At 63.3% G+C, this 19,786-nt stretch carries 19 protein-coding genes; 11 read left to right on the top strand and 8 right to left on the bottom strand.

Annotated features, from left to right (window positions below):
• The first annotated feature begins 5 nt into the window (after nucleotides 1-5).
• The 6 genes from SAZ10_RS02360 to SAZ10_RS02335 all read left to right on the top strand — a co-directional run bounded on the left by SAZ10_RS02360 (nucleotide 6) and on the right by SAZ10_RS02335 (nucleotide 6,711).
• Nucleotides 6-1,598 carry a sugar ABC transporter ATP-binding protein gene (locus SAZ10_RS02360; protein WP_318607547.1) on the top strand — a complete coding sequence of 531 codons (1,593 nt, stop codon included), beginning with the start codon at nucleotides 6-8 and terminating at the stop codon, nucleotides 1,596-1,598.
• A complete protein-coding gene (locus SAZ10_RS02355) occupies nucleotides 1,595-2,599 on the top strand; it encodes an ABC transporter permease (RefSeq protein WP_318607546.1) in 1,005 nt (334 codons plus the stop codon). Before SAZ10_RS02360 ends, SAZ10_RS02355 begins: the two co-directional genes overlap by 4 nt.
• Nucleotides 2,596-3,576: an ABC transporter permease gene (locus SAZ10_RS02350; RefSeq protein WP_318607545.1), complete on the top strand. Its 981-nt coding sequence runs from the start codon at nucleotides 2,596-2,598 to the stop codon at nucleotides 3,574-3,576. The genes SAZ10_RS02355 and SAZ10_RS02350 overlap by 4 nt, the downstream gene beginning before the upstream one ends.
• Nucleotides 3,577-3,581: 5 nt before the next feature.
• Nucleotides 3,582-4,124: a gluconokinase gene (locus tag SAZ10_RS02345; protein WP_318607544.1), complete on the top strand. Its 543-nt coding sequence runs from the start codon at nucleotides 3,582-3,584 to the stop codon at nucleotides 4,122-4,124.
• Nucleotides 4,125-4,245: 121 nt separating this feature from the next.
• Nucleotides 4,246-5,034, top strand: coding sequence for an XRE family transcriptional regulator (locus SAZ10_RS02340; RefSeq protein ID WP_318607543.1), 789 nt, complete (start codon nucleotides 4,246-4,248; stop codon nucleotides 5,032-5,034).
• 600 nt (nucleotides 5,035-5,634) lie between these two features.
• Nucleotides 5,635-6,711 (top strand): SagB/ThcOx family dehydrogenase, encoded by a 1,077-nt coding sequence (locus tag SAZ10_RS02335; RefSeq protein WP_318607542.1) that lies wholly within the window; start codon nucleotides 5,635-5,637, stop codon nucleotides 6,709-6,711.
• 29 nt (nucleotides 6,712-6,740) lie between these two features.
• Here the strand turns inward: SAZ10_RS02335 and SAZ10_RS02330 are convergent, their stop codons facing one another.
• The 8 genes from SAZ10_RS02330 to SAZ10_RS02295 form a co-directional block, all read right to left on the bottom strand.
• Complete coding sequence (locus tag SAZ10_RS02330) at nucleotides 6,741-7,631, bottom strand: amidohydrolase family protein (RefSeq protein ID WP_318607541.1); 891 nt, start codon at nucleotides 7,629-7,631, stop codon at nucleotides 6,741-6,743.
• Nucleotides 7,632-7,651: 20 nt separating this feature from the next.
• Nucleotides 7,652-8,884: a vWA domain-containing protein gene (locus tag SAZ10_RS02325; RefSeq protein ID WP_318607540.1), complete on the bottom strand. Its 1,233-nt coding sequence runs from the start codon at nucleotides 8,882-8,884 to the stop codon at nucleotides 7,652-7,654.
• Nucleotides 8,884-9,738, bottom strand: coding sequence for a MoxR family ATPase (locus SAZ10_RS02320; protein WP_318607539.1), 855 nt, complete (start codon nucleotides 9,736-9,738; stop codon nucleotides 8,884-8,886). Before SAZ10_RS02320 ends, SAZ10_RS02325 begins: the two co-directional genes overlap by 1 nt.
• Before the next feature lie 250 nt (nucleotides 9,739-9,988).
• Nucleotides 9,989-10,297 carry an EthD family reductase gene (locus tag SAZ10_RS02315; protein ID WP_318607538.1) on the bottom strand — a complete coding sequence of 103 codons (309 nt, stop codon included), beginning with the start codon at nucleotides 10,295-10,297 and terminating at the stop codon, nucleotides 9,989-9,991.
• Between the two features lie 30 nt (nucleotides 10,298-10,327).
• Nucleotides 10,328-11,338 (bottom strand): xanthine dehydrogenase family protein molybdopterin-binding subunit, encoded by a 1,011-nt coding sequence (locus SAZ10_RS02310; RefSeq protein ID WP_318607537.1) that lies wholly within the window; start codon nucleotides 11,336-11,338, stop codon nucleotides 10,328-10,330.
• Between the two features lies 1 nt (nucleotide 11,339).
• The gene (locus SAZ10_RS02305; RefSeq protein WP_318607536.1) at nucleotides 11,340-12,701 is read right to left on the bottom strand and encodes a xanthine dehydrogenase family protein molybdopterin-binding subunit; all 1,362 of its coding nucleotides are present in this window, start codon (nucleotides 12,699-12,701) and stop codon (nucleotides 11,340-11,342) included.
• An 11-nt stretch (nucleotides 12,702-12,712) separates the two neighbouring features.
• Nucleotides 12,713-13,210, bottom strand: coding sequence for a (2Fe-2S)-binding protein (locus SAZ10_RS02300; RefSeq protein WP_318607535.1), 498 nt, complete (start codon nucleotides 13,208-13,210; stop codon nucleotides 12,713-12,715).
• Nucleotides 13,211-13,317: 107 nt separating this feature from the next.
• Nucleotides 13,318-14,127, bottom strand: coding sequence for an FAD binding domain-containing protein (locus SAZ10_RS02295; RefSeq protein WP_318607534.1), 810 nt, complete (start codon nucleotides 14,125-14,127; stop codon nucleotides 13,318-13,320).
• 163 nt (nucleotides 14,128-14,290) lie between these two features.
• On the opposite strand from SAZ10_RS02295, the gene SAZ10_RS02290 reads away from it, so the two are divergent.
• From SAZ10_RS02290 to SAZ10_RS02270, 5 genes are all read left to right on the top strand, one after another.
• Nucleotides 14,291-14,983 carry a GntR family transcriptional regulator gene (locus SAZ10_RS02290; RefSeq protein WP_318607533.1) on the top strand — a complete coding sequence of 231 codons (693 nt, stop codon included), beginning with the start codon at nucleotides 14,291-14,293 and terminating at the stop codon, nucleotides 14,981-14,983.
• A gap of 298 nt (nucleotides 14,984-15,281) precedes the next feature.
• Nucleotides 15,282-15,785 carry an isoprenylcysteine carboxyl methyltransferase family protein gene (locus tag SAZ10_RS02285; protein WP_318607532.1) on the top strand — a complete coding sequence of 168 codons (504 nt, stop codon included), beginning with the start codon at nucleotides 15,282-15,284 and terminating at the stop codon, nucleotides 15,783-15,785.
• A gap of 176 nt (nucleotides 15,786-15,961) precedes the next feature.
• A complete protein-coding gene (locus SAZ10_RS02280) occupies nucleotides 15,962-16,876 on the top strand; it encodes a cyclase family protein (protein WP_318607531.1) in 915 nt (304 codons plus the stop codon).
• Nucleotides 16,877-17,306: 430 nt separating this feature from the next.
• On the top strand, nucleotides 17,307-18,530 hold the full coding sequence (locus SAZ10_RS02275; RefSeq protein ID WP_318607530.1) for a glycosyltransferase family 4 protein: 1,224 nt from the start codon (nucleotides 17,307-17,309) through the stop codon (nucleotides 18,528-18,530).
• On the top strand, nucleotides 18,527-19,786 hold the full coding sequence (locus SAZ10_RS02270) for an O-antigen ligase family protein (RefSeq protein ID WP_318607529.1): 1,260 nt from the start codon (nucleotides 18,527-18,529) through the stop codon (nucleotides 19,784-19,786). Before SAZ10_RS02275 ends, SAZ10_RS02270 begins: the two co-directional genes overlap by 4 nt.

Below are 19,786 nucleotides of genomic sequence, written 5' to 3'. Positions count from 1 at the left end.
CTCGCATGGATATTAGGGCAGCGGAAGGCGTGCGCAATGTCCTGAAACAGGAGGATGGCTCGGTTCCGCTCTTCCGGATGGAGGGCGTCTCCAAGCGATATGGCGGCGTCCGCGCTTTGGAGAAGGCTGAGCTTACGGTCCATCGGGGCCGCATCCATGCGATCCTGGGCGAGAACGGGGCGGGCAAGTCGACCCTCATCAAGGTCGTGGCTGGCGTGGTCGCTCCGGACGAAGGCCGCATGACCATCGATGGGCAGGAGGTCACCTTCGCCTCGCCGGCAGCGGCAAATGCCGCCGGGATCGCCTGCATCTTCCAGGAATTGTCGCTCGTCCCCGACCTCAGCGTTGCCGACAACGTCGTGATCTCGAATCCGCCGACGCGGTTCGGAATGATCGACATAAAAGCGCAGCGCCGCATCGCCGAAGAGGCGTTGGCACGCGCCGGGGCTGAGGACATCCACCCGCGCGCGCTGGTCAAAGACCTGCCGCTGTCGCGCCGGCAGATGGTCGAGATCGCCAAGGCGCTGGCGCGCAATCCCCGCATCCTCATCCTCGACGAGGCGACCTCGGCGCTGACCGCGAGCGACGTCGCACGCATCTTCGCCGTCCTGAAGCGATTGCGCTCGGAAGGCATGGCGCTGCTCTACATCTCGCACCGCATGCATGAGATCGCCCAGCTTGCCGACGAATGCACTGTCTTCCGCAACGGACGCAATGTCGCGAGCTACCAGGCGGGCACGAAATCGGACAATGACGTGGTCGAGCTGATGATCGGCCGCGAATACAGCCACGTCTTTCCGCCCAAGCCGGCCATGTCGCCGACGGGCCGCGAGCCGGTGCTCGAGTGCCGCAATCTCGGCTGGACCAACCGGCTGCGCGACGTATCGCTCTGCGTCGGGCCCGGCGAAGTGGTCGGTCTGGGAGGGCTCGACGGGCAAGGCCAGCGCGAGCTTCTGCTCGCCTTGTTCGGAGTGCTGCGCGGCCTGACAGGCACCATCCTCGTCGACGGCAAGGCGCAGACGATCGAAAGCCCCGCCGCCGCGAAGGAAGAGCGTATCGGCATGGCGCTCATTCCCGAGGATCGCAAGACAGAAGGGCTGATGCTGCCGATGTCTGTGCGCGAGAACCTCTCCTTCGCAGCCCTCGACCGCATCTCCAGGGGCGGCGTCGTCGACCGTGCGGCCGAGCAGGCCCGGATCGACGAGATGATCCGCTTGCTTGCCATCAAGACGGCGGGCCTCGACGTCCCGGTCGGCGCGCTATCGGGCGGCAACCAGCAGAAAGTCGTGATTGCCAAATGGCTGATGCGTTCGCCGCGTATCATCCTGCTGAACGACCCGACGCGCGGTATCGATGTCGGCACCAAGCAGGAACTCTATCAACTTCTGCGAAAGCTGGCGGACCAGGGCGCGGCAGTCCTTTTCTATTCCACCGATTACGACGAGCTGATCGGCTGCTGCGACCGCGTGCTCGTCCTCTATGACGGATCGATCAAACGCGAACTCACCGGTGCGGAAATCACCGAGCGGGCGCTGGTCGCGGCGGCGCTGGACATCAAGGGTGGGGAGGCCGGCATCCAGTCGGTGGCACTCAATTGAAAGAATGGCGCTACGGCCTCGCCGAGCAGCGCGGCACACTGCTCGCGCTCGGCATCTTCGCGATCATGTTCGCGATCTATCTCGTCAACCATCCGGCCATCGAAAGCCAGGGCTTCACGACGGCCGCGATCGCGAATGTCGTCAACACGGCGGCGAACAAGGGCGTGCTGCTTGCCTTCGTCGCCATGGCGCAAACGCTGGTAGTGATTACGGCCGGGATCGACCTCTCCGTCGGCATGATCTTCGTTCTCACCAATTGCCTGGCCTCCTGGCTCGTGGTGGGTAGTGCTCTGGAAACCGCGATCGGGGTCTTCGCGGTGCTGGCGACGGGCCTCGCCTGCGGTGCGGTCAACGGCGCGATCGTCATCTATGGACGCTTGCAGCCGATCGTCGCGACGATAGCGACCGGCGCGGTCTATTTCGGGCTGGCGCTGCTACTACGGCCATTCCCCGGCGGCTCGGTCAACGAAGACCTCGCCGATGCCCTGACCGGCCGACTGTTCGGCGTGGTGCCGTCGAGCCTCATTGCGCTGGCAGTCGTGGTCCTGGTGATCTGGGTGCCGTTCAGCCGCTCGATGGCCGGCCGCGCAGCCTATGCGTCGGGCTCGCTGGAAGTTGCCGCCTATATGTCTGGCCTACCGATCAGAAGGGGCAAGTTCGTCGCCTATGCTCTTGCCGGCCTGCTCGCAGCGATCGGCGGGCTGTTTCTCACCTTCTTCACCTATACTGGCGAGGCGGCGCTCGCGAGTGGCAATACCTATACGCTCTTCTCGATCGCGGCGGTCGTGCTCGGCGGCGTGTCGCTATTCGGCGGCCGTGGCAGCGCGATCGGAGCGATTTTCGGCGCCCTCGCATTCCGCACGATCGGGGACCTGCTCTTCGTGTTCGACCTCGACCCGCTCTGGCAGCCGCTGTTCCAGGGCGTGGTGCTGCTGATCGCGGTGAGCCTCGGTTCACTTGCGCTATTTCGTGTCCGCAACAAGCTGGAGTGGTTCCAATGAGCGACCAGATCGCTCCGGCTCGGCGACTGCCCCCTTTCCTGCGCGGCGTCGACCCGGCCGTGGCGACCGCTTTTGCCTGTATCCTTTTGCTGCTCTTCCTCGGCAGCCTCTATTCGACGAGCTTCCTCTCGCCGGAATATCTGCTGCAGCAGCTCAAGGTCGCTTCCTTCCTCGGTGTTATTGCGACCGGCATGATGATCGTCATCCTGCTCGGCCAGATCGACCTTTCGGTGCCCTGGGTGGTCGCAGTTGGCGGCATGATGTCCTCGGCGGCGGCTGCCTATGGCACGGCCGGCATCATACTGGCGATGCCGTTCGGCATCGCTTGCGGGGTCGCGATCGGTTTGGTCAATGGCGTCGGGGTCGCCTATCTGCGGATACCCTCGATGATCGTTACGCTCGCGACCAATGCGGTGGCGCAGGGCCTGATGGTCGTCTACACCGGGGGCTTCTCGCCGCAGGATTCGGCGTCGGCCGCGGTGCGCTACATCGCGACCGGTTTCTTGCTGCCCGGCATTCCCAACGCGGTCGTCATCTGGGCCATGATAGGCGCTGTCACCATCTTCCTGCTCACCCGCACGACCTTCGGCCGCTCGATCTATGCGATCGGTAATCGCGAGAGCGCAGCCTATCTCTCCGGCGTCAACACGCGGCGCGTCGTGATGACCGCGTTCGCCATTTCCGGAGGGCTCAGCGCCTTCGGCGGCGTGCTGCTCGCCGGCTATGCCTCCAAGGCGGCGCAGGCGATGGGCGACGCCTATTTGCTGCCCTCCATCGCGGCCGTCGTGCTTGGCGGCACATCGATCCTGGGGGGGCGCGGCACCTATCTCGGCACTATCGCCGGCGTGATCCTGATAACGCTTCTGCAGTCGATCCTGTCGGTCATGCAAATTCCCGAGGCCGGACGCCAGATCATCTACGGCGTGGTCATTGTTGTCATGCTGCTGCTTTACGGCCGCAGCCCAGCTAGCCGGTGATGGAAATGCCCGAGGGGACAGCGCAAGCTCGGACCGATCCTGCGCACTGGCGGCCAGTGGTTGTCATGGGCGTAGCCGGCTGCGGGAAGACGGTGGTCGGCGAGGGGCTCGCCACGGCACTGGGCTGGCGTTTCATCGAGGGCGACCGGCTGCACCCACAGGCCAATGTCGAGCGCATGTCGGCTGGATTGCCGTTGACGGACGCGCATCGGTGGAGCTGGCTCGATGCGATCGGCATGCAGATCGCCGAAGCGGGACGCGATGGTGTCGGCTCGGTTGCGGCATGCTCGGCTCTGAAGCGTGTTTATCGCGACGGGCTGAGGAGCCATGATGGCCGCATCCTGTTCATCTATCTCGACATCGATAAGGCGACCGCGGCAGCCAGAGTAGCGGCCCGCAAGGGCCACTTCATGCCGGCGAGCCTCATCGACAGCCAGTTCGCCGATCTGGAGCCACCGGGACCCGGCGAAGCAGCAATCCGGCTCGATGCGCGGCGCCCAGTCGGCGACCTTGTTGCCGAAGCTGCTGACGTGTTGCGCACGGTTTGACAGACCCTGGTTCACACGACCTCAAGGGTCTGGACTACCAAAGTGGAGCGGGTTTGCCGCTTGGAACCCATTGACGTGGCTCCTGTTTTGTCCCTTGGATTGTGGGGGGCGGGGTAAGGTGATGAGTCTGCGTGAGAATCTGGCTGTAAATCTGCGGCGGCTTTGTGCCCAGCATGGCTCGATCGCGGCGGTTTGCCGCGAGATGGGCGTGAACCGTCAGCAGTTCGATCGCTATCTTTCAATGGACGCGCTGCCGAATCGCGCGACGACGGCGCGTATCTGTGAATATTTCCAGATCGAGGAAGCAGAGCTCTATCGCGATCCTGACACGGTCGACGGCATCGATCCGCCGGCAAGGCTCGGCAGGCTCGGTGGCCAAGCCGGCGACGGGTCGATCGCAGTCCGGCTGTTCGCGCCGCCGTCGCCGAGGATCGCTTCCGGCTTCTATCAGACCTACTTCTCCATTCCCGGCGAGCCTGCGCAGATATTGTGCGCCATCACGTCAATACGCACCGAAGGCGAGCGGACGACGTTTCGGCGCATGACGGGACTTGCCGAGACACGCGGCACTGCATGGTCCTATTTCATGGGCGACCACGAGGGCGTCGTGCTGGAACGTCTCAACTGGTTCTACTTCCTCGGCCTCAATCGGCGCGGCACCAAGGAGCCGACTTTCATGTCAGTGCAATGGGGACCGTTCTCGCCGGAACCGCTGCTTTGCGGCCATGCGATGATCGTGACCCCGTCCGGCCCGTCCGTCACGACTGTGGTCATGCGCGCGGCGCCAAAGGGAATGAGCCTCAAGAGCGCATTGCGTTCAGCAAGGGTGTATTCTTCGTCCGACCCTGCGGTGGGACCGCTCGTCGAACTCGCGCTAAGCCGGCAATATATGCCGATGCCAAGTTTCTGAAGACTCACGCAGTCGACTTAATTCTCAGAAGTTTTTGAGCTGCTGCTCGGCAGTCCTATTTCCACGAGGGGCTTCCGGAAGGACCCTCGCTATACGTTCGTTCGGCGTAACGATTTCAACCGGCGTTCTCTGCTGACGAAGGTAGACGCCGATCTGTGAGCAGATGATCTTTGAGTAGAGCTAGTTGATCGGCTGCAACCGCGCGTGATTCGGAGTCGTTTCGAATTTGATCACCAAAAATCTTAGCCATTTAGCGGAATTAGCGCAAATTCTTCGAAAATTCAGCGAAAACAGCTGAGAATAGTTCTCATTGTCTGCCTAACGCTAACCGGACGTTAATCCGCCAATAGCTATTTTTACTGCGCATCCGGCGTTGGATGCTGCAAAAAAAGGGCGACTTCCATGAAGAAAAATGCGAAGACTATAAACGTCGGCAAGGCGATCAACCTGAAGGTGACGACCGCGGGCATCGCTGCGACGGCATTCGTTTCGCGCGGCATGGCTTTCAACAAGGCGTGACGCGGGAACAGCCCCAAACGCCTAAACCGCCGGCTTCGGCCGGCGGTCTTTTCTTTCCGCGATGATGGGGACATTTCAGCCATGAGATATCGTGCCGCGCAGACGCTCGTCTATTCGCGCGCCGAGGGTGCTCTGGTCGGCTGCAATTTCCTCGCCAAGAGTGTCTTCAATTGCGACCCCGATCTGGTGGCCTTCCTCGGCGGCCTTTCCGAATGGTCTACATTCGAGGAGATCGCCGAAATGATGGGCGAGCTCAGCGGCGAGGATGCGCGAGCGACGCTCGGTGCGCTTGTCAACGTATCGGCCGTTGTCGAAGAAGGCTCGGAGCTTGCCAAACTCGAGGATGATTTCCGGTCGGGCTGGAAATGGGGCCTGCCCGCGGCGATGATGCATTTCTGCGTGCAGAATCCCGACTATATGAGCCTCGAAGAATCCCAGGCACTGCAGCGGGAGAAGGCGACAAGGGGTCCCCAGCCCAAGCTGTTCACCCGCAACGACCGGCGGATCGTTACCGAGCTACCTGAGCCGCGCGACGGCAGCGAGCTTGTTGAGCTGATGGCGCGACGCCGCACGGTGCGCGCCGCAGGCGAGCCGACGATCACGCTGAAGCAGCTTTCCGACTGTCTATATGCCGGCATGGGCATTACCGGCCATACCAGCAACGGGATCGTCAAGTTGCCGCTCGGCATGACGCCGTCCGGCGGCGCACGCAACCCTTATGAAGCCTATGTTTATGCGGCTAATGTCGAAGGCCTGACGCCGGGCTTCTATCACTATTCGGGCTTCGACCATGATCTCGGCTTGATCGAAACGAACCAGCGGCCGAAACTTTCAGAGCTGGTGGGCGGCCAGGACTGGGCCGACGAAATGCCTTGCATGATCCTGCTTTGCGCCTCGCTCGACCGCACGATGTGGAAATACGATGACCCGAACGGCTACCGCGTGGTGCTGATCGAGGCAGGGCATATCGGCCAGAACATCATGCTTGCCGCGACCCGGCACGGGCTAGCCGCATGCCCGACCGCAGCCCTCAGCCATTCGAAGATCCGCGAGTGCCTATCCATGGAAGGGATCACGGACACCCCGGTCTATGCGTTGACGCTCTGCGTGCCGGGTGTGGAAGCCGGTGTGACTCAGCCGTTGCGTGCCGCCGGATAGGCCGTCCCTGGCACTCTCCGCCGGATAGCTCAAAGCCGATAGATCCGCTTCGCGGTGCCGTTGAGGATCGCCTCCTGATCGGCTGCGGGGAACAGGGCAACCGCCTCGCGGTGCGCCGAGACCAACTCGGCATAGCTGGTCCACAGCTTTTCGATCGGAAAGTTGGAGCCGAACAGGCATCGCTGCGCGCCGAACATCTCCACAGTTTCCAGCACCACATCCTTCACATGGGCCGGGTCGTTGCGGTGGATGAAGGTACCGAGGCCGGAGAGCTTCGAGACGATGTTCTCTTCGCTGGCGAGCCGCTTCATGCCTTCGCGCCACGCGGCGTGTCCTTCATGCGATAGATCCTCCAGCATGCCGGCATGCTGGAGCACGAAGACGACGTCCGGATTGTCGGCAGCGAGTCGCGCGGCATCCGCCATCTGCGACGTGAAGACCTGCAGGTCGAACGACCAGCCATGCTCGGCAACAAGGCGGATGTTGTTGCGGAAACGGCTCTGGTTCATGAGGTCGGGCGCGGCCGCGAACCGGTACATTTCGTTGTGGTGCCAGTGGAGTTGCATGCGCACCCCGCGCATCAGCGGCGAGAGCGCCTGCTGCCTCAGCGTGTCGGACACGTTCTCGTCGAGCAGGTCCGCATAGCCGACGATGGCGTGCGGCCAGCCATGTACGGTTGCAACGCCCTGCACCCATTCGACCTCTTTCACCGCGTCGGCCTTCGCCCAGTTGGTTTGCACGTAGACGGATTTGACTGTTCCGGTGTCGGCTATGTCCGACAGGAATTCCTCGATCGGGTAGTCGCGGCGGATCGGCTCGTAGGGGCCGAAGATGCGCGGCACCATCGGGCCTTGCAGCCAGGGCAAATCTGCCTGCCGCCAGATGTGATGGTGAGCGTCGACGATCGGGATCTGGATCATGAGTAAGCTCCGGGGACGGTTTACTTTTTTCCGCAAAAGGGCGGTTTCGCTTCGAGGTCGGCGCGAGCGGAAAAAAGTAGACTGTCCCGAGCGCCAACTCTCCCTGCGAACCGCCGCCAGGCTTCGCCGCGCGGCGCGTTCTCGATTGCCGGCAGCGCCTTCAGCAGCTGCTCCAGCGCGGGCAGGTTGCTGCCGTCGACCAGGCCGTCGAGCGCCGGCAGGATGGCCGCCATCGCCCGCGTCACCGGTCGGTAATTCGGGTCGGCGGCGAGGGGGCTTAGCCAGACCAGCCGGTGGCTAAGCCGTGCGAGGCGGTCGACCGCATGGATCATCTGCGCGGGATCGCCGCGCTCCAACCCATCGGAGAAGACGAGCGTGACGGCGCCGCGCACCAGCGCGGCATGCCGCGAGACCGACAGGAATTCATCCAGCGACGCGCCTATGCGGGTGCCGCCGTCGAAGTCGAAAACCAGATCGGCGAGCCGTGCAAGGGCCTCGTCAGCCAGGCGATGACGCAGCGTGCTTGTGACACGTGACAGCCTTGTGCCGAAACAGAATGTCTCGACTTTCGGCCGGGCACGGGCGAGCAGATGTGCAAAGCGCAGCGTCGTTTCCGAATGTGCCTTCATCGAGCCGGATACGTCGACAAGCAGCAGCATACGGCGCGGGGTTTCGGGACGTATCTTCCTGAGGAGTCGCAGCGTCTCGCCGGCAGTGCGGCGCGCGGCACGCGCGGTGCGCGCCACGTCGATGCGCTGGCCGCGCTCGAACGGCACGAGCTTTCGGGCCTGGAGCGTCGGCAGCAGGCCGAGGCTGCGGGCGATGCGACCAAGCGCGACGCGGTCCGGTTCGCTCAGGGGACCGAATGCCTTGCGGCCCAGCGCCTCGTCCATTGCGGCATTCTTTCCGGCGGCTTCTCCCTCGAGGATATCGCGCAGTGCGTCCTGATCGCAGCGACGGTTGGCCGGCGGCGCCTTCTCCTCGTCAGGAGATTCGACGATCTCCGGCATCGGATCGGTGGCGAACCATGCCTTGAAGATCGCGTCGTAGATCGGAAAATCGTCATGCGAGCCGACCAGCGTCACACGGCCGGCGCGCGACAGGTCGGCCAGGCTGCGCAACGGCACGCTTCTGATAGCCGCCAGGAAGGTCGCGGCGCGCCCAGGATCGACAGCCAAGCCGGCTTCGCGCAGCGCGCCGGGGAAGCCGGCCAGTAACTCGGCCCCCCGTGCGACCGGCGTTGCCTCGACCATCAGATGAGCTCCGCCTCGCGCACAGTATCAAGGTCTTCCTGGTCCTTGACGATCAGGCCAAGCGAACGCTTCAGCGCGTCGGGCCAAGGCGCGCCGCCGCGGTGGAGCACGTCGGCCGCCTGCGCCCAGTCGATGCTTTCGGCGATCCCGGGTCGCTTGATGAGCGGCAGGCGACGGATCGCGGCGACGGAGTCCACGAGTCGCTCGGCTGCTTCTCCGGCAAGCCCCGGCGCGTGCCGCTCGATGATGGCGCGCTCGCGGGCCCGCTCCGGATAGTCGATCCAGTGATAGAGGCAGCGCCGCCGTAGCGCGTCATGCAGCTCGCGTGTGCGATTGGAGGTGAGGATCGCGATCACAGGCTGGGCCGCGCGCACAGTGCCGATCTCCGGGATCGAGATCTGGAAGTCCGACAGGAACTCGAGCAGGAACGCCTCGAACGCATCGTCGGCACGGTCGATCTCGTCGATCAGCAGGACCGATGTGCCGGCGTTGCGAAGCGCCTTCAGGAGCGGCATCTCGATCAGGAATTGCGGCGCGTAGAGCTCTGCCGTGCTGACTTCGCCGCCGCGCTCTGCCACGCGCACATGCAGGAGCTGGCGCGCATGATCCCAATCATAGAGCGCCTTGGTCGCGTCAATGCCCTCGTAACACTGCAGCCGGATCGGCGTGCGCTGCAGGATCCTTGCCAGCGTGTTCGCCACCTCGGTCTTGCCGACGCCCGGCATGCCTTCGAGCAGCAGGGGCTTGCCGAGTTCCAACGCGAGGTAGAGCGCGGTCACCAGCGCCTCGTCGGCGAAGTAGCCGGACGAGGTGAGTGCCGCCTCGAGCGCGTCGTGGGTCAAAGGAGAGGGCATGGCTGCTCCCCCAAGTTGTGGAATATTGGAGAGGTTTGCGCCCCTTCGCGCCCCCCTCTGTCCTGCCGGACATCTCCCCCGCAAGGGGGGAGATTGGCCTTCATTTTTGACGGCACTCGTTCTGCAACGTTGGCGATTAGCGAAACCAAAGCGGCCGTCCAATCTCCCCCCTTGCGGGGGAGATGTCCGGCAGGACAGAGGGGGGCAACGTAGAGCATCAGCCTTTGTAGCTTTGTCCCGCTCCTAAACCTCAAAACTGCAGTTTCTCGTCACACACCATCCGGAATCGATTGGAGCAATGCGCGGCGGCGTCGCCGCCGGCTGCCTTGCCGGCATCGGTTGCGAAAGCGTCGGCCATCGCCTGCTCGCTGTCGAAATACATTTCCGAGACGCCGTCGAAGGGAGCGTCCGGATTCTCCGTACGCAGCACGTTCGAAATGTACTTGCGCATGCCCGGGATCTTGCGGGCAAACTCGACGTGGTCGACCAGAATCCAGTGACGGAATTCCTCGAATGCCATGCCGTCCTTGCGCTTCATCAGCGACATCACCTTGATCATCGAAACGGTCCTTTCGCTTGGGAGAAATCGTCAGCCAGCCTGCGCGCGCAACGCATCGAGCCCGCGCAAGACCTTCTCCGGCGTGATCGGCATGCTTGTCACGCGCACGCCGGTCGCGTCGAAGATGGCGTTGGCGATCGCGGGGATCGGCGAATTCGCCGTCATCTCGCCAATTCCCTTCGCACCGTACGGGCCGTTGGATGAGGGTCGCTCGATGATGACGGAATCCATCTCGGCGAGATCGCCCGGTCCGGGCATCAGATATTGCGAGAAGTCGAGGGGCCCGCATTTGCGGTCCGGGTAATAGGGTTCGGTCGTCTCGTAGAGCGCATGGCTGATGCCCATCCAGGCACCGCCGACAATCTGCTGGTGCGCCAGCGCCGGGTTCACCGCGCGGCCGATCTCGTAGGCGTTCGTGAGCTTCAGCACCCTGACTTCGCCGGTCTCGTCGTCGACCTCGACCTCGGCCACGGTGCAGGCGTGCGCCTGGCAGGAATCCGGGTCCATCTCCCCGGTCTCGGGCACCACCGTGCTCTTCGGCTTCATGTACATGCCGCGGCCGGAAATGGTGCGGCCGTGCTTGAAATGCGCGGCGAGCGCCACGTCGAGCACGGAGATTCCCTTGTCCGGCGCGCCATTGACATGAATGCGCCCCTTGCCGTCGGTGACCAGGTCGCCGGCATCGACCTCGAGCTCGGTCGCGGCCACCTCCATCATCACCTCGCGGGCTTCTCTCGCGGCCATCATGATGGCGTTGCCGATGCGGTGCGTGCCGCGGCTGGCGAAAGTGCCCATGCAGTGCGGGCCCGTGTCGGTGTCGGCCGTGTCGATCACCACGCTCTCATAGGGCACGCCGAGCATCTCGGCGGCGATCTGCGCGCCGACGGTCTTGATGCCCTGGCCGAGATCGGTGGAGGACAGTGTGATGACGAAGCTGCCGGTCGTTGTCGCATGGACCAGCGCCTGCGACGGGTCGCCGCCGAGGTTCATGCCTGTCGGATAGTTAACGGAGGCGACGCCGCGCCCTTTCAGCCAAGCCATGTCAGGCCTCCCTGGTCATGGACGACATTTTCGCGAAACGCGGCGCAAGTTCCTTGCCGGTCTGGCGGGCCGCCGCCTGGATCACCTCGACAAGTGCCGCGCCCTCGACCTTCTTGCGGTGAGCCTTCATGTCGCCGTCGCGATAGGCGTTGAGAAGCCTGAGCTCCATCGGATCCATGCCGAGGTGCCGGGCCACCTGGTCCATCTGCGATTCCAGCGCGAAGTCGCCGATCGTCACCCCGAAGCCGCGCATGGCGGAGGAGGGGGTACGGTTCGTATAGACGCAGTAGGCGTCGACATGGACGTTAGGGATGGAATAGGGGCCCGGCATGTGCGCCGCCGCCTTGGTGGTGCCGTAGGTCGAATGGCGGCAATAGGCTCCGGCATCGACATAGAGCGTGATCTTGCGGGCAATGATCCTGCCGTCCTTCATCACGCCGTCCTTGATGTAGATGCGCTCCGAAGCGCGCGGCGACGACACCTGCATCTCCTCGGCGCGCGAATAGGCATATTTCACCGGCCGGTTGGTGAGCATCGCGCCAAGCGCTGCAATCGGTTCGACGATCACGTCCACCTTGCCGCCGAAACCGCCGCCGACCGTGCCGCCCACAAGCCGAAGCTTATTGAACGGCACGCCGAGGATCAGCGCCATGTTGTCGAGCGTGAAGTAAAGCGCCTGCGTGTTCGAGTAGATGGCGATCCTGCCGTCGCCCTCGGGCTTTGCCGTGCAGCCGGTCGGTTCGGTCGGCGCGTGCTCGATCGGCGCGGATTCGTAGCGGTGCTCGATGATGTGGTCGGCCTCGGCGAAGGCTTTTTCCACGTCGCCAAAGCGGATGCGCCGACAGTTGTGGCCTTCGTAGACGAAGTAGTTCGTGCCATGTTTCGTGAAGGGCGGCGCGGTCATCGCCTCCTCGACGTCGAAGACGGCGGGCAGGTCCTCATAGTCGACGACGACGCGGCGCGCGCCTTCGAGCGCCGCCTGCGGGCTCGTCGCGAGCACCGCGCAGATCTGCTCACCCATGAAACGCACGCGGTCCTCGGCGAGCACCGGCTCGTCGTCCGGCTCCACACCGATCAGCTTAAGGATCGTGTACCAGTTGTTCGGCACGTCCTTGTGGGTCAGCACGCGTACCACGCCCGGCACTTTCAGCGCCGGTTCGCAGTCGACCTTCTTCAGCATCGCGTGGTGGCGGGTCGAGCGCACCATCTTAAGGTGCAACGTGTTCGGGAAGGTCACGTCCTCGTAGAACTGCGTGCGGCCGGTGACATGCCCGCGCGCATCGGCCCGCGGCACTGTCGTCCCGACAACGGACAGTTCGGCCGCGCGCTCTTTCGCAAAGAAGGAAGTGTCGATGGTTTCCATATATCGCGTCCTCAGGCAGCCTTGGCTTGCGCGTTCGCCGTCCGCACCCGTGCGGCCGCGTCGAGCACCGCGTCGATGATGGCCTCATAGCCCGTGCAGCGGCAGACGTTGCCGGAGATCGCGCGGACCGCGTCCTCGCGGGTTGGGTTGGGGTTGACAGCGAGCAGTCCGACCGTCGCCATGATCATGCCCGGCGTGCAGAAGCCGCATTGCGTGGCAAAGCCGTCGAGGAAAGCTTCCTGGATCGGGTGCAGGCCCTGAGCCGGCGTCACGCCTTCGATCGTCTCCACCCGCGCATCCTCGATCGTCTCGACCGGGATGAGGCAGGAAAGCATCGGCTTGCCGTCGACCAGCACCGTGCAGGTGCCGCAGGTCCCCTGTTCACAGCCGCGTCGCGTGCCGGTCAGCCCCTGGCCCTCGCGCAATGCTTCGAGCAGCGTCGCGCCCGGCGCCACGAGCATCTGCGTTTCGGCGCCGTTGATCGTGAGCGATACGACGGATTTCTTCACTGTTTCCTCCCAGTGGCTCGATTGCCTGGCGGTTTCTCCCCGCATGATCTTGTCCGAAACGTCTGCAGCTTTTTGCTGTCGCTGACCTTCGGTCCGGAATCATGCGCTTACGCGCCGAGCAAAGCGCGGCGGACGTGCACCGGCGTCACGCGGGCGCGGTACCAGGCGGTGGCGTAGGCATCGTCAAAGGGCGCAATGTCCTTCAGGGCCTCCTTCGCCACAGCCTCGACGGTGATTCGATCGAGCGGCTTGCCGGTCAACTCCTTCTCGGACGAGCGAGCACGGATCGCGGTATTCGCGACGCCGCCGAGCGCGATGCGGCATGCCGACACGACACCCCCGTTCATCTCCACCAGGGCCGCGACAGTCACGATCGCTGCGGAATTGAACGCCTTGCGCGCAGCTTTCCAGAACTTGAATGCGCCGGCGGCCGGGAGCGCGAACGACAGCTTGGTCACAATCTCACCGCGGCCGGGGCGCGAGGCGACCGTCTTCTCCACCGGCTCGCAGCGCTCGCCATTCGGACCGGCGATCGTCACCTCGGCGCCGAGTGCAATCAGGCAAGCGGCGAAGTCACCGTAAGGCTGCTTGACGAAGAGGTTGCCGCCGACTGTCGCCATGTTGCGTATGGTCGGCGAGCCGATCGCATCGAGCGCCGGGCGCAGGAAGGCGAGCTCGTCTTGGGCTTCGATCTCCGACAGTGTCGTTGTCGCGCCGATCGTTGCGCGAGCGCCGGAGATGTCGATCCCCGAAATTCCGCTGCCGCGAAGGCTGACCAGATTGTCGAACTCGTCGGTGCCATAGTTCAGTACCGGCATGATTGCCGTGCCGCCGGCAATGATTGCCGAGCGGTCGGAGCTTTCCAAAATGGAATGGGCTTCGGCGAGCGAGCGCGGTCGTGCCACTGCTTGCAGCATTTGTTCCTCCCGGGTCCGGCGTTAATCGCCGTGCGGGCCTGTCGGCCTCTTTTCTTGATCATCGATTATCGATAAAATTCGGGAGCTTTGTCAACCCGCCTCAGCGTGGCATGAATGGCTTTCTGGAAACGCGCCGAGACGTCGGCTATTGCGGAACCCGATGATGAACGAGCCGCACAGGACCGAAACTCCTTTCGCCGCGACTGACGCGCATTTCGTCAACGCGCCGCTTCGGCAAACGCTCAAGGAGGCGCTGCTGCGGCGTATTCTCGGTGGCTATTACGACCCTGGTGAGCGGCTGGTGGAACTTCGCATTGCCGAGGAATTCGGCACGAGCCAGGGACCGGTCCGGGAAGCGCTGCGGGATCTGGAGGCTACCGGTCTCGTCACCAATATTCCGCGCCGCGGCACTTACGTCTCGGAGGTAATGGGGGAGGGCCTGCGCGAGATATACACGGTGCGCGGCGCGCTCGAAGAACAGGCGACCCGCATCGTCACATTGCGCGGCGGCTGCGACCTTGCCGTGCTGCAGCGCGAGGTCGACCTGATGCGGGAGGCGGCCGGAAACGACGATGTCTATGGCATCATCGAGCATTCGGTGAAGTTCCACCGCGCCATCATGGAAGCGGCGAAGAACCGGCTTCTCCTCAACATATGGCAGTCGCTTCAGATCGAGACCCGAACCACCATCACCATGCTCACCGAAGGGCTCGATCTCAGAGAGATAGCCGCGAGCCACCAGCCGATCGTCGACGCAATAGCTTCGGGCGATGCGGAAAAGGCGGCGCAGGTCGCCCGTGAGCACCAGGATTATTTCGAGCGCCTGCCGGTGCCGGTCAGGGGCGGGCAAAAATAGCCGGCTCGAGCGGGGGGCTTCCCTGTCAGGGATCCCTGCCAAGGGCAAGGCAATTGCATATGGCCTGCAAGACCCCCACTCCGCCTCGCTTCGCTCGGCACCTCTCACGCTCAAAAGGGGAGAGGAAGGGCGCTTGGCTTTGCGACCGGCGCTTCCTCTCCCCCCGTCGACAGGGGGAGAGGTGGTTCGCGAAGCGAACCGGAGTGGGGGTCGACCTCATAGGCGATTGCGCTGGCCAAGGAAGACGCGGAATTTACAGTTCAGGTGATCGTTGTCCTTCGGCATTGAGGGAACCGACTTGAGCCAGCTCGGCCCCGCACAGATTGCAGCGATCCTCCTCCTGTTGCAGCGTGGGCTGGAGGAGTTCTACTCGCAACGCAACACCGCGCGGCTGATTGCCGATGGCGGGCATGAGGAGGGGCGCGATTTCTATCCTGTGGTGGCTATCGCCCATCTCGCCTGGATTGCATCCATTTACCTGCTCGTGCCGGCCGATGCCGGTTTCTCGACGCCGCTCCTGGTTGCCTATCTGCTGCTGCAGGTCGTCCGCTATTGGGTGATCGGCACGCTCGGCCGCTACTGGACGCACCGCATCATCACGCTCGAGAAGGCGCCGATTGTTCGCGCAGGCCCGTATCGGTTCGTGCATCACCCCAACTACTGGGTGACGATCATCGAGACATTCCTGCTGCCGGCAGTGTTCGGCGCCTATGCGCTCGCCGTGATCATGGGTGCGATTTGGACAGCCGTCATCGCCTACAAGATCAAGCTCGAAGACAAGGCATTGGCTGCACGAAAATAGAGACTGCCGCTGCCCAAGCGTCGCAGTAAACCTGTTTCGGCTTCTGCTACAGTCGTAGCACACCTCTCCTTGCTGACGGCTGGACCCTGCCGCAAACTGTCGTCGCGGAACGACTAGCCCAATCTGGTCTCGCTACAACTTGGAAAGGGGAAGCTATGTTTTCGAGAAGACACGCAATGGCGACGCTGATCCTGTTCGTCACGGCCTACACAGTGCCCGCGAGCGCCGATGACGCTGCCGGGCTCTGGAAAGTCTACAACGACAGTCTCAAAGGCGCGAAATACATCGACCTCACGCACACCATCACACCGAAGATCCCGGTCTGGATCGGCTTCGGCGACGCGACCTTCGCACCTGCCGGAGCGGGCACCGATGTTGAAGGCCTGGCCAAGAAGGGCGACGTCTTCACCTATGACAAGCATGGCTTCGAGGCGACGAACTACACGCTGCCGACCGACCAGCTCGGAACCCAGCTCGATCCGCCGGCGCATTGGGCGCCGGAATATCCGGCGATCGACGAGCTGCCCGCGACCTACACGATCCGGCCCCTCGTGGTGATCCCCATGGAGGACAAGGTCGCGAAAGATTACGGCTATGCGCTGAAGGTTTCCGACATCGAGGAGTTCGAGGCAAAGCATGGCCGCATTCCGGAAGGCTCCGTGGTCTTTGTCCGCTCGGGCTGGTCGAAGGAATGGCCCGATCCCGCGCTTGCCAAGAAGGCGCCGTTCCCGGGCGTCAGCCTCGACGCACTGAAGTTCCTCCACAACGACCGCAAGATCCTCTTCCACGGCCATGAGCCGCTCGATACGGACGCCACGGCGACGCTCGAAGGCGAGTACTGGCTAATGCACAACGGCTATACGCAAGCGGAAGGCGTCACCAATCTCGACCAGGTTGCCGAAACCGGATGCCTGGTCGCGATCGGCTTTCCCAAGTTCGGCGGCGGCCTCGGCGGCTATGCACGCTACATCGCTATCTGCCCGCCTGACTGGAAATATGGCGTGAGCGTCGGCGAGGTCGCCGAGGCGCCGCTGCCCAAATCGGACAAGCTGCTTCACTTCGACGAGAAGGCGGGGATGCGCGTGAGGTAGTAGGTCGAGAACTAGCGTAAGACGACACGCATCCTGTGATCCGTTCGGGTCGGGCGCGTCGCAGACCTCAATCTCACCCGGCTTTCGGTCGGACCCCACGGCAGCGCGAAGCGCTGCCAGGCCCGGCCGCAAGTTTTGCGCGGCTGAAGTTTGCTCGGCCGTCGGCGCTCACCTCTACCGCCGACACGCCACGGAACGCTCTCGCCCTGCCCGACTGTCGATCCTTCCTCCCTCTCTGACGATCGCCTCGGGCGACGGGGCAACCCTGATCCTTTCATTCAAACAGACGAGGACAGTGGGCAAGGCTCCTCCTAGCGTGGGTTGCGCGGCATGAGGAGAGCCGTGAAAGCCGAGCCCACGAATGAAAGAGCACCTGCAAATCATCGATGTCGCGCAAGCGAAATGCCGCGCGTTTTTCAGGAGGGGCGACATGAATCCGCACCTGGTTTGCATGGGTGGCGAGGATCACCCCTTGAGAATCCCGTTCCTGCTGGCGCTGCGAGAAAGGGGTTTTCAGGTCACTGCGGTCTCGAGTGACGATGGGGCCGCCTTTTCTTCCCATGCCATTCCACACCGCCGATTTGGCTTCGATCGCTTCGAAACCGGCAGCGGGGGATGGAGCGCTCTCCGCTCGGTCCGCAGATTGATGTCGGAACTGCGGCCTGACGTCATCCAGAGCTTCGACACCAAGCCCAATCTCCTGACGCCGTTGGCCGTGCGCGGACGGGCCCCGGTCATCCGCACCATCAACGGCCTTGGCTGGACATTTTCCTCGCTTGAGCCAAGGGCGTTGGCCCTGCGCCCGATCTTTTGCGGGCTCCAATGGCTCTCGTCGTTCTGGACTGCCATGACCGTCTTTCAAAATCGGGACGACCAGGCGTTCTTCGAACGCTATCGACTGGTTGCAGCCGGCAAGGCACGGCTGATCGCTAGTTCCGGAATCGACGTGGATGCGTTCGCAGCGGCAAGGCATCGCGCCCCATCGGTTACGGCGATGCGTAACGAGCTTGGGCTTCAGTCCGCCGAAGTTGTGATCTTTGTCGGCCGACTGACGCGCCAGAAGGGAATCCCGACCCTCCTCGAGGCGCTCCCCCGCATCCTCTCCGAAAGGCCCCATGCACGTTTCGTGCTCGTTGGGCCGAGAGAATCCGAGGGTCCGTTTGCTGTCCGGAAGGCTGAGATCGACCGATACGCTCCCTATGTGGTCGCCCTCGGACCAAGGCGGGATGTTCCAGCGCTGCTGGGCCTCGGTGATGTGTTCGTATTCCCCACGCAATACCGGGAGGGCATCCCGCGTGTCCTACTGGAGGCCGGATTGGCCGGCTTGCCGATCGTGGCCTCAAGGATGCCCGGCTGCAATGACGTGGTGAAGGACGGCTGGAACGGCTATCTCGTCCCGCCCGGTGACGCAGCAGCTCTCTCATCACGAATAATCGATATCCTGTCCGACCCCGCTCGTGGAAGACTTATGGGGGCCCGTTCGGTCGGATTTGTCCGGGAGCGGTTTTCGCTGCCGTGGGTGGTCGACCAGTATTGCGAGCTCTACGAGGGCGTCCTCAGCGGCGGAGTTCGTTGCCATCTGCCACGCTCGGCGTCCAAGCCCTTGATAGCAACGGATACGGGACGCCACCCGTTCGATGAGGCGCGACAATGATCCGCGCCGCGATAATGGCTCTTGGCATCGTGATGGCCTATGCGACCCAACTCACCGTTCCGAGGTTGCCGATAGGCTACGCCGAGCTGTTCCTGTCGCTCTGGATTATCCTGTCGATCGGGCGGGTTCTTGCGGGCGGCCGCCTGGAGGCTTCACCGGCGCTGACCCGGTTCGCAGGGTTCTGGGTGCTCCTGACATTTGCCCTGGGGGTGGGCGCCATCGTCGGCTATCTGACGACCACCCTGCCGCTCGCCCCTGTGCTGCATGATACCTTCGCCTACCTGCTGGTGGTCTGCATGACATGCCTGGCTGTTGCGGAGCCGGAAGCTGATCGTCAACTGCGCCGCACCGGTTGGTGGGTTCTCGCATTCGCGAATGCAGCCTTTGCGTGGCAGGTCGGGCTTGGCTGGGGTTGGGTTCACCAGTCCGGAGTCGAGCCATGGTTCTGGGACCGCTTCAAAGGCTGGTCCGACAATCCGAACCAGCTGGCAATCTATTGCGCCCTCTTTGCGCCGCTGGCCATGCATCTCGCAACCACCACCAGCAATCAATGGGGGAGGTTACTCGGGCTATGTACCCTGGTTATGGCCTTCTATGTTGGAAGGCTGACAAAGAGCGATACCTTTCTCTACGCAACGGTCCTAACCTATTTAATTTTTCTGGGACTTCGGCTTCGTACCTGGCTCGCGGCCGAAGGCGGCAAGTCCAGCCTTTGCCGGCAAATTGCCGTCCTGTTCTTTATCGGCTGCCTGCCACTCGCAGTGTCGATCACCCCTTATGCCCTCGATCAGGTCAGCAATGTCGAGGACTACGCCATGAGCCTGACAAAGGACAGAGGCGGCGAAGCTACCGAGGAAACCGCCGCGCTTCGCCTGTATCTCTGGAGTCAGGCTCTGGAGTATGGCTTGAGATCGGGTTCGCTGGGCCTCGGTCCAGGACCGCACCTCGAACGTCCCCCGATCACCGACAAGCAGTTCCTGCCGCGGCCCTTCGAGGCTCACAGCACGGTCTTGGATGTTTACACCCAGGGCGGCCTGGTCGCTGTCCTGGCTCTCGCATGGATCGTGGGCTCAGCCACCTTATCGGCATGGCGCGCGAAGCTGGATGCCCTTTTGGCGCTCGTCGCATCGATTGTCGTCTTCAGCATCCCGCATCTCATCATCCGCCATCCGATCGTGTGGTACGCGCTGTCCATCTGCCTTGTGGCCGGAACTCCGCGAGCTATTCCGGCGACCGTTCCCCAGCGAGGCTACTAG

It is taken from the genome of Mesorhizobium sp. BAC0120 (genome assembly GCF_033542235.1).
Lineage (GTDB): Bacteria > Pseudomonadota > Alphaproteobacteria > Rhizobiales > Rhizobiaceae > JAWRCU01.
Note: the sequence above shows the minus strand (reverse complement) of the source record. Positions and strands in the feature narration are given on the sequence as shown.